Source organism: Streptomyces sp. NPDC057302, assembly GCF_042667685.1.
In the GTDB taxonomy this organism is placed as follows: Bacteria; Actinomycetota; Actinomycetes; order Streptomycetales; family Streptomycetaceae; genus Streptomyces.
On sequence record NZ_JBHUZJ010000027.1, the window covers coordinates 92,165 to 99,577 of the forward strand.

The 7,413-nt window shown below is 72.3% G+C and carries 7 protein-coding genes and 1 pseudogene; 4 read left to right on the plus strand and 4 right to left on the minus strand.

Features of this window, described 5'->3' with window-relative positions:
• Window positions 1–127 precede the first annotated feature (127 nt).
• The 4 genes from ACFUPX_RS20555 to ACFUPX_RS20570 all read left to right on the plus strand — a co-directional run bounded on the left by ACFUPX_RS20555 (window position 128) and on the right by ACFUPX_RS20570 (window position 2,922).
• On the plus strand, window positions 128–1,771 hold the full coding sequence (locus ACFUPX_RS20555) for an FAD-dependent monooxygenase (protein ID WP_383324183.1): 1,644 nt from the start codon (window positions 128–130) through the stop codon (window positions 1,769–1,771).
• An 82-nt stretch (window positions 1,772–1,853) separates the two neighbouring features.
• Window positions 1,854–1,901: a hypothetical protein gene (locus ACFUPX_RS20560; protein ID WP_352018865.1), complete on the plus strand. Its 48-nt coding sequence runs from the start codon at window positions 1,854–1,856 to the stop codon at window positions 1,899–1,901.
• A gap of 65 nt (window positions 1,902–1,966) precedes the next feature.
• Window positions 1,967–2,521, plus strand: a complete 555-nt coding sequence (locus tag ACFUPX_RS20565; protein ID WP_383324186.1) for a cysteine dioxygenase — start codon at window positions 1,967–1,969, stop codon at window positions 2,519–2,521.
• On the plus strand, window positions 2,518–2,922 hold the full coding sequence (locus ACFUPX_RS20570; RefSeq protein WP_383324189.1) for a rhodanese-like domain-containing protein: 405 nt from the start codon (window positions 2,518–2,520) through the stop codon (window positions 2,920–2,922). Before ACFUPX_RS20565 ends, ACFUPX_RS20570 begins: the two co-directional genes overlap by 4 nt.
• A gap of 72 nt (window positions 2,923–2,994) precedes the next feature.
• Here ACFUPX_RS20570 and ACFUPX_RS20575 read toward each other — a convergent pair whose 3' ends face one another.
• The 4 genes and pseudogenes from ACFUPX_RS20575 to ACFUPX_RS20590 all read right to left on the minus strand — a co-directional run.
• Complete coding sequence (locus ACFUPX_RS20575) at window positions 2,995–5,535, minus strand: FtsX-like permease family protein (RefSeq protein WP_383324192.1); 2,541 nt, start codon at window positions 5,533–5,535, stop codon at window positions 2,995–2,997.
• Complete coding sequence (locus tag ACFUPX_RS20580; RefSeq protein ID WP_383324195.1) at window positions 5,532–6,209, minus strand: ArsR/SmtB family transcription factor; 678 nt, start codon at window positions 6,207–6,209, stop codon at window positions 5,532–5,534. Before ACFUPX_RS20580 ends, ACFUPX_RS20575 begins: the two co-directional genes overlap by 4 nt.
• Window positions 6,210–6,401: 192 nt before the next feature.
• Entirely contained in the window at window positions 6,402–7,151 is a 750-nt protein-coding gene (recX, locus tag ACFUPX_RS20585; RefSeq protein WP_383324198.1) for a recombination regulator RecX, read from the minus strand.
• Between the two features lie 3 nt (window positions 7,152–7,154).
• Window positions 7,155–7,413, minus strand: a pseudogene (locus tag ACFUPX_RS20590) (DNA recombination/repair protein RecA); the annotation flags it as partial.

The window sequence follows — 7,413 nt, forward strand, 5'->3', positions numbered from 1 at the left end:
CGTCCAGCTTGACGGGTAGGCACGCAGTCTGTTGCATACGTTCTGTGATCGTGCACCGGGCTCCAACTGCCAGTTCTTGTACGTACGTCCAGCGCTCCCAGGCCCTCGCGGCGGGAGGCCACGCACCGTGGACCCGGTGATCGTCGTGGGCGCGGGCCCCGTGGGGCTCGCGCTCGCCCTGGCTCTCGCGCGGCACTCCGTACCCACCGTCGTGCTCGACGAAGGGCCCGGCAAGGACGAGCAGCGGGCCGCGCGGACCGTCATCCTGCGGGATGACACCGCGGCCCTCATGGAGCGGCTCACCGGTCACTCGTTCGGTGACCAGGAAACCGGCGCGCGGTGGGGCGGCTGGCGGTCCCTGCGGCGCAAGCAGCTGATGCGGGAGCTCACGTTCAGTGATGAGGTGCCGGCCCCGCTGCACGTGGCCCAGCATGTGCTGACCGGTGCCCTGCGCGCGGCCATCGCCGAGGAGCGCCTCGTCAAGGTCGCGGTGGAGAGCAAGCTCGACTCCCTGGAGCAGGACGCGGGAGGGCTGACCGCCCACACGCGCGGGCCCAAGGACACCTGGTGGCGCGGAAGTTATCTGGTGGGCTGCGACGGGCCGCGGTCGACGGTGCGCAAGCTGCTCGACATCCGCTTCCCGGGGCGCACCGCCGTGGAGCGACACGCCGTGGCCGCGCTGCGCACGGAACTTCCCAGGCCCGGTGAGGCGTTGTTGCATCGGATGCCTCCGTGGCGCCACGGAGGCGCCGAGGTGACGGGCCGTCCGCTCTCCGGCGGGGTGTGGCGGCTCGACTGGCTGCTGCCGCCACGCGGCGAGCTCGTGACGCCCGACGCCCTCGTGGTGCGCATCCGCGAGACGCTCGCGGGCTGGTGCGGGGGCTCCACACCGCCGTACGAACTGCTCGACACGGGCGTGCACACCGTCCACCACCGCCTGGCCCGCCGGTGGCGGGTCGGCCGTGCCTTCCTCGCGGGCGACGCCGCGCATCTGCTCGGCGCGCTCGGTACGCAGGGACTCGACGAAGGACTGCGGGACGTGGACAACCTCGCCTGGAAGCTGGCGCTTACCTGGCACCACGGCGCGCAAGACGCCCTGCTCGACAGCTACCAGGCCGAGCGCCGGGCCGGTGTCGCCGCACGCCTGCGCGCCGCCGACCAGTCGCTGCCGATACTGCGCGGCGGCGGAGGCCTGCGCTCGTACGTGCCGGGGTCGGCGCGCGGGCACGACATGCTTCTCACCGACGGCCACGTGGGCCGGGGGCCACTCGGCGCACCGAGGTCGTACGCGGAGTCACCACTGGCGCCCCCGCCCTCCGAGTCCGAGGTGGCGGTGGGCACGGAGCCGGGGGCTCCGGTGGCCGATGTGCCGGTGACGGCGCCCGACGGTTCCTTCGTGCAGTTGCGGGACCGGCTGGGCCTGGGGCCGCTGCTCGTCGTCCTCGTCGCTCCCGGCACGGTGGTGTGGGAGCGGCGGCACTGGGTGACGGCCGGGGTCATGCCCCGGCTCGCCGCCGCCGTCACGGCGCTGCCGCACCCGGCGGAACTCCTCGTCGCGGAGAGCTATCCGGGGGCTCCCGCCCACTCGGTGCTGCTCATCCGCCCCGACGGTCATCTGGTCACCGCACTCGGCGGGGTGCGCCCCTCCGAGCTGTATACGGCGGCGGAGGCGGCTCTCGGCGGGGCGGCGCCCAAGCGGCGCGCGGACCGTGCGGAGACCACGGAGAAAGCGGAGAGTACGGCGGTCGCGAGCAGGCCGACCACACAGTGAGCATGGGTTGACCGGCACGCAGCGTCATGGTCTACTCCGAAACGTGACCGATACCGACGTGCGCCTGTGGCGGAGGGTCCATATGGACCTCGTCCGCTATGCGGGCTGCGTGTGTCGGCCGTCCTTCTGAATTCGCCTTTCCCTTGCGCGCCCTCTGCGCGGCGCGTGCTTCCGCGAACTTCCAGGACGGTTCCTGTGTCTCCTTCTGCCTCCACCTCTCCGTCTGTCTCCCCCACGCATGCCTCCACGGCGGTGTCGGCGCCCACCGCCGCCGAGCTTCTCGATTTCGTACGTCGCAGCGCCTCCGACCCCGAGCTCATCGCCTCGCTCCCGCTCGACCCCGAGGGGCGCACCTGGGTGCGGCTCGAAGGGCCCGGCGGCAGCGAGGCCTGGCTGATCGGCTGGCCGCCGGGCACCGGAACCGGCTGGCACGACCACGCGGAGTCGGTCGGTGCCTTCCTCACCGCTGCCGGCACCCTCAAGGAGAACTCGCTCGCGGCCCGGCTGCCAACCGACGGCTGGAAGACGCTGGAGCTGTCCGCAGGAGTGGACCGCGAGAGGGAGTTGACGGCCGGCAAGGGCAGGGCGTTCGGCCAGAACCACGTACATGAGGTGCTGAACGAGTCCACGGGCGAGCACGCCATCTCCGTGCACGCCTACTACCCGCCGCTGCCCCGCATCCGCCGCTACAGCCGTACGGGCGCGGTCCTGCGGCTGGAATCCGTGGAGCGCCCGGAGGACTGGCAGTGAGTGAGCAGCCCGCAGATGTACGTCCCGTCGGCATCGACGAGCTGCTCGAGCGGGTGCGGCTCGACCTCGACCGAGTCACTCCGGAGGAGGCGCGCGACACCGCTGCCGCCGGGGGACTCCTGGTCGACATCCGGTACGCGGCTCTGCGCGAGCGCGACGGTCTGATCCCCGGAGCCCTCGTCGTCGAGCGCAATGAGCTGGAGTGGCGCCTGGACCCGCAGGGCAGCCACCGTGCCGCGGAGGCCGTCGGCCACGACCTGCGGGTCGTCGTGATCTGCAACGAGGGTTACGCGTCGAGCCTCGCGGCCGTCTCTCTGCGGCAGTTGGGGCTTCGGTACGCGACCGACCTCATCGGCGGGTTCCAGGCGTGGAGGGCCGCCGGGCTTCCCGTCGCGGGGTGAGCACGCGCGCGTGAGCGCCCCTTCCGAGTTCGGTAAGGGGCGCCCACCATTGTCTGCTGCCGCTTACTCCTGCTACTCCCTGGCCGTCGCCACCGTGACGGGGCGCGGCTTCAGCGCGATCCGGCCCGGGAGCGCGGTGGCGGTGAGGGCGAGCAGTGCCGCGACGGCCACCACGGAGACGTACACCAAGGGTGTGATCGAAGGCGCGGCGCTGCCCGTCATGCCGACGCTGAAGGCGGTCAGGACGGCGAGCGCGATGCCGCTCCCGAGGGCCGTGCCGATGAGCAGGACGGACAGGGCTTCGGTGCGCAGCATGCGCAGGACCTGGCGTCGGCTCGCCCCCGCGAGGCGCAGCATCGCGAACTCGCGGATGCGCTCGGACACGGACATCGCGAGGGTGTTGACGACGGCGATCGCGGTGAAGGCCAGGATGAGGCCCATGGCGAGGTAGTTCACTTCGGCGTTCGCCTGCTGGCGCTCGGCCTGGAGGTTGTCGGCGGTAGCCGGGGCAAGAACCCGTACGCCCGGGAACTTCGCGACGCCTGCCGCGAGTTGTTCCTGTGTACGGTCGCTCTTGATCAGGACCGTGGCGGCGAGCGGGTTGTCCACGTGGCGGGCGACCAGGTCGTGGGCCATGGTCAGATCTCCGAACCCGAGGCCGCGCGCGTACACGGCGCCGACCTTGAGCCTGGTCTTCGTTCCGTCGCCGAGCGTGAGCTTCAGCGTGCTGCCGGGCTTTACGTCGAGCTGGTCCGCCGCCAGTTCGCTGACGGCGACGCTGTCCTTGCCGAAGCCCTTCAGGGTTCCGGCGGTGACGTCCGGGTCCCAGGTGCGGGTGAGTCCGGCCGTACTGACGCCCTGCGCCGGGTACTTGTCGAGTCCTACGCGCACGGTGGTGCGGACGACCTCGGTGGCGGCCTCGACGCCTTCGGTCGTACGCAGCTTCTGTGCGGCCTGGGCGGGGACGCCGGGCCCCTGCGCCGCCAGGACCCAGTCGGCATGGATGCCCTCGCGGGCCTGTGCGCGGGCCGCGTCGCCGAGGGTGGGCTGGACGAACAGGACGGTGCAGGTCATGCCGGTCAGGAGGGCGAGCGGGGTGACGGCTGCCGCCATCCGGGCTGCGTTGCCGCGGAGGTTGGCGTGCGCGAGGCGGCCGCCGGGTCCTGAGAGCCGCAGCGGTGCGCGGAGTACGGCGGCCGCCGCCCTGACCACGAGCGGGCCGAGGAGCGCGATGGCGGAGGACAGGACCACGACGGCCAGGAACGTCACCGGAGTCGACGCGGGCTCGGTGCGCAGCACGCTGAGCACGGCGACCAGCACGGCGCCCGCAGCGAGCAGGACGAAGCCCGCGATGACGCGGCTCCACGCCGGCCTTGCCCGCTCGACACGCGCTTCGGCGAGGGCCTCGGCCGGTCGGATACGGGCGATGCGGCGGGCCGAGAGGCGGGCCGCCGCCCAGGCTCCGAGCAGCGTCGCGGCCACGGCGGCGAAGGACGGGAAGACGCTCAGCGTCCGCTCCAGGGTGGCGGGGACGGCGCCCATGTCCACGAACTTGCCGTGCAGCCAGCCGCCGAGCGGGATCCCGGCGAGCGAGCCGATGATGCCCGCGGCGGCTCCGACGATCAGAGCCTCCCTGCCGAGAAGCCCCCGGATCTGTTTCGGGGTGGCGGCGATGGCGCGGAGCAGGGCGAGTTCGCGGTGGCGCTGCTGCACGGAGAGGGCGAAGGTGCCGACGACCACGAGGATGGCGACAAGGAGGGAGGTGCCGCCCATCGCACCGCCCATGCTGACCAGCTTGACGCGGGCGCCCGCCGCGTCGAGGAACTCCACGGGGCCTCGGTCGTCGCCGGTGCTGACCTGTGCCTTCGTACCGGCGAGTGCTGCTCTGACCGCCTTCTTGAGGTCGTCCGTCCCGGTGCCCTTGGCCGGCACGACGCCGAGTGTGGTGACCTGGCCGGGGTGGGCGGCGAGCCGCTGGGCCTCCCCCGTGGAGAAGAAGAGGGACGTCTGGTGGGCGAGGGCGCCTTCGGCGGGGGCCGCGACACCGGTGATGCGGTAGGAGCGCGGGGCCTGGGTCGACTGGACGGTGAGGCGGTCGCCGGTCTTGAGGTGGGCCCGTCCGGCGAGGTCGCGGTCGATGACGAGGTCGGCGGAGGCGCGCGGAGCCTTGCCCTCGACGAGGCGGAAGGGGGTCAGTGCGGCCGACTCCCAGGCGTGGCCGTACGCGGGCTTGTCGGTGAGGTCACCGGCGGGGGTCAGCGGCGCGGCGAGGAAGGTGAGTTCGGGCACGACCTTGCCGACGCCCGGCACACTCTTGAGCTTGTGGGCGATGCCGTCCGACAGCCAGGCGCGCTCGGCGATCGGCTTGGCCTTGTGCTTGACCTTGGTCTTGCCCTTCTTGTGCTTGACGGTGGTCCGGTGGACGTTCTGGTCGGCGGAGACGACCACGGGGGCCGCGGCGTAGCGCTCGGTCCGGATCGTGCCTCGCAGGCCGGTCTCCAGGAGGGTGCCGCAGGCCGTGATGAGCGCGGCGGCGCACATCAACGCCAGGAAGGCGCCGAGAAATCCGCCCTTGCGGTCTCGGACTGTCTGCAGTGCGTAACGCAGCATCATGATGTCGCCTCGGGCTCGGAGGTGGAGTGGGAGCGGGAGTGGGATGACAGAGGAGCGCGGGAGGGCGCGTCGGTCGGCGCGGGCGCCGGGAAGGCCAGGAGCCGCGTGAGCACGGTGCGGGCGTCGGCCGGGGTCTCGTCGTCAGGGCGCTTGTAGCGGTTGAGCAGGGCGATGTACTCCTCGAAGAACGCGCGGAGTTCGGGGAGCGTCAGCCGGATCGTGCCGCGCGAGTACGCAAACGCGTCGGCCCACTCGCCGAGTTCGGCACCGGCACCGGCCTCGCCCGCGTCTCGCTGCAACTGCTCGAAGAGCTCCAGGTCGGCGGCGTACGAGAGGTGGTTCAGCTCGTCCATGACGAGCCGTGTCTCGGCGTTCTGCTTGCTGCGCGGCGGGAAGCGCCGGTCGCCGGGGACCGCGCGCCACCAGCGCTCACGTCCGTGTCCCGTGCCCGGGGTCTCCTCGACGAAGCCGTAGCGGGCGAGCTCGCGCAGGTGGTAGCTGGTGGCCCCGGTGTTGAGGCCGAGCGCCCTGGCGAGCGTCGCGGAGGTGGCCGGGCCGTGCGCGGTGAGGTGCTGCAGCATCTGCTGGCGCCGGGGCTGCGCGAGCGCCTTGAGGACGCGGAGGTCGCTCAGCTCCTCGGGGGCGCCGTCGGTCGTGCCGGGTTCCTTTGCCATGCGTACACAGTCGCCTGTGCACAGGTTCCTTTGCAGTGCGGTGGACCGGCGTCTTCGGTGGGGGGTTAACCCCACCTCCCGGGCCCGGAGGGCGAGTTGGAGACCCGAGAAACGCAGAAGGGCCGGGCTGCGGTTCGCACCGCGCTGCCCGGCCCCGACCTGGGCCCCACCCCCGTGAGGGCCCAGGTCAACTCATCCCCCGTCGTACCCCAAGTCCCCCGCGTCCTCGCACTCTTCCTCGATCGCCTGCCGGACGATCCGGAGTGCCAGGCCTTCCGAGTAGCCCTTGCGGGCGAGCATGCCCGCGAGGCGGCGCAGTCGCTTGTCGCGGTCGAGGCCTCGCGTCGCACGGAGCTTGCGGGCGACGAGCTCGCGTGCCGTCGCCTCCTCCTGCTCCGCGTCGAGCTGCCCGACGGCCTCTTCGATCAGCGTCGCGTCCACGCCCTTCATCCGCAGCTCCTGCGTGAGCGCACGTCGGGCAAGACCCCGGCCGTGGTGCCGGGACTCCACCCACGCGCCCGCGAAGGCGCCGTCGTTGATCAGGCCGACCTCTTCGAAGCGCGTCAGCACTTCCTCGGCCACGTCCTCCGGGATCTCCCGCTTGCGCAGCGCGTCCGCCAGCTGTTTGCGCGTGCGCGGGGTCCCGGTGAGCAGGCGCAGACAGATCGCCCGTGCCCGCTCAGCCGGGTCCGTCGGCGGCTCCTCCTTCTTCTCGGCCCGCGACGAGGAAGGGGGACCGCTGTCCTGTGAACCGCCGCCTCGGCCTTCTCCGAAACCGCCACGCCGTCGGCGGCCCCTCCGTCCGCCGTCGCCGCGGAAGCCGGTGCCGTCACCCTCCTGGTCGGCGCCGCCCTGATCCGCACCGTCCGCGAGGCCTGGGCCCGCGGGGTCGGTGTGGTACTCGGGGGTGATCTGGTCCGCCCAGTCGGTTCGCCGCGTCATGGGCTAGCTCTTGGCCGCGACGGCCTTGGGCTTGGTGGCCTTGGTCGCCGGTGCGGGCACCGTCTTGGCGACGTCCTCGGCCGCGTCCCCCGCGTCCTTGGCCGGCTCGGCAGCGGGCTCGTCCGTCTTCGGCTTCACGCCGACGCCCAGCTTCTCCTTGATCTTCCTCTCGATCTCGTCGGCGAGGTCGGGGTTGTCCTTGAGGAAGTTGCGGGCGTTCTCCTTGCCCTGGCCGAGCTGGTCGCCCTCGTACGTGTACCAG

Bases quoted from the DNA above. Each gene is read 5' to 3' on its own strand.
- ACFUPX_RS20575 (WP_383324192.1), bottom strand. From the start codon at position 5,535: ATGATGCTGCGTTACGCACTGCAGACAGTCCGAGACCGCAAGGGCGGA.
- ACFUPX_RS20580 (WP_383324195.1), bottom strand. From the start codon at position 6,209: ATGGCAAAGGAACCCGGCACGACCGACGGCGCCCCCGAGGAGCTGAGC.
- recX (WP_383324198.1), bottom strand. From the start codon at position 7,151: ATGACGCGGCGAACCGACTGGGCGGACCAGATCACCCCCGAGTACCAC.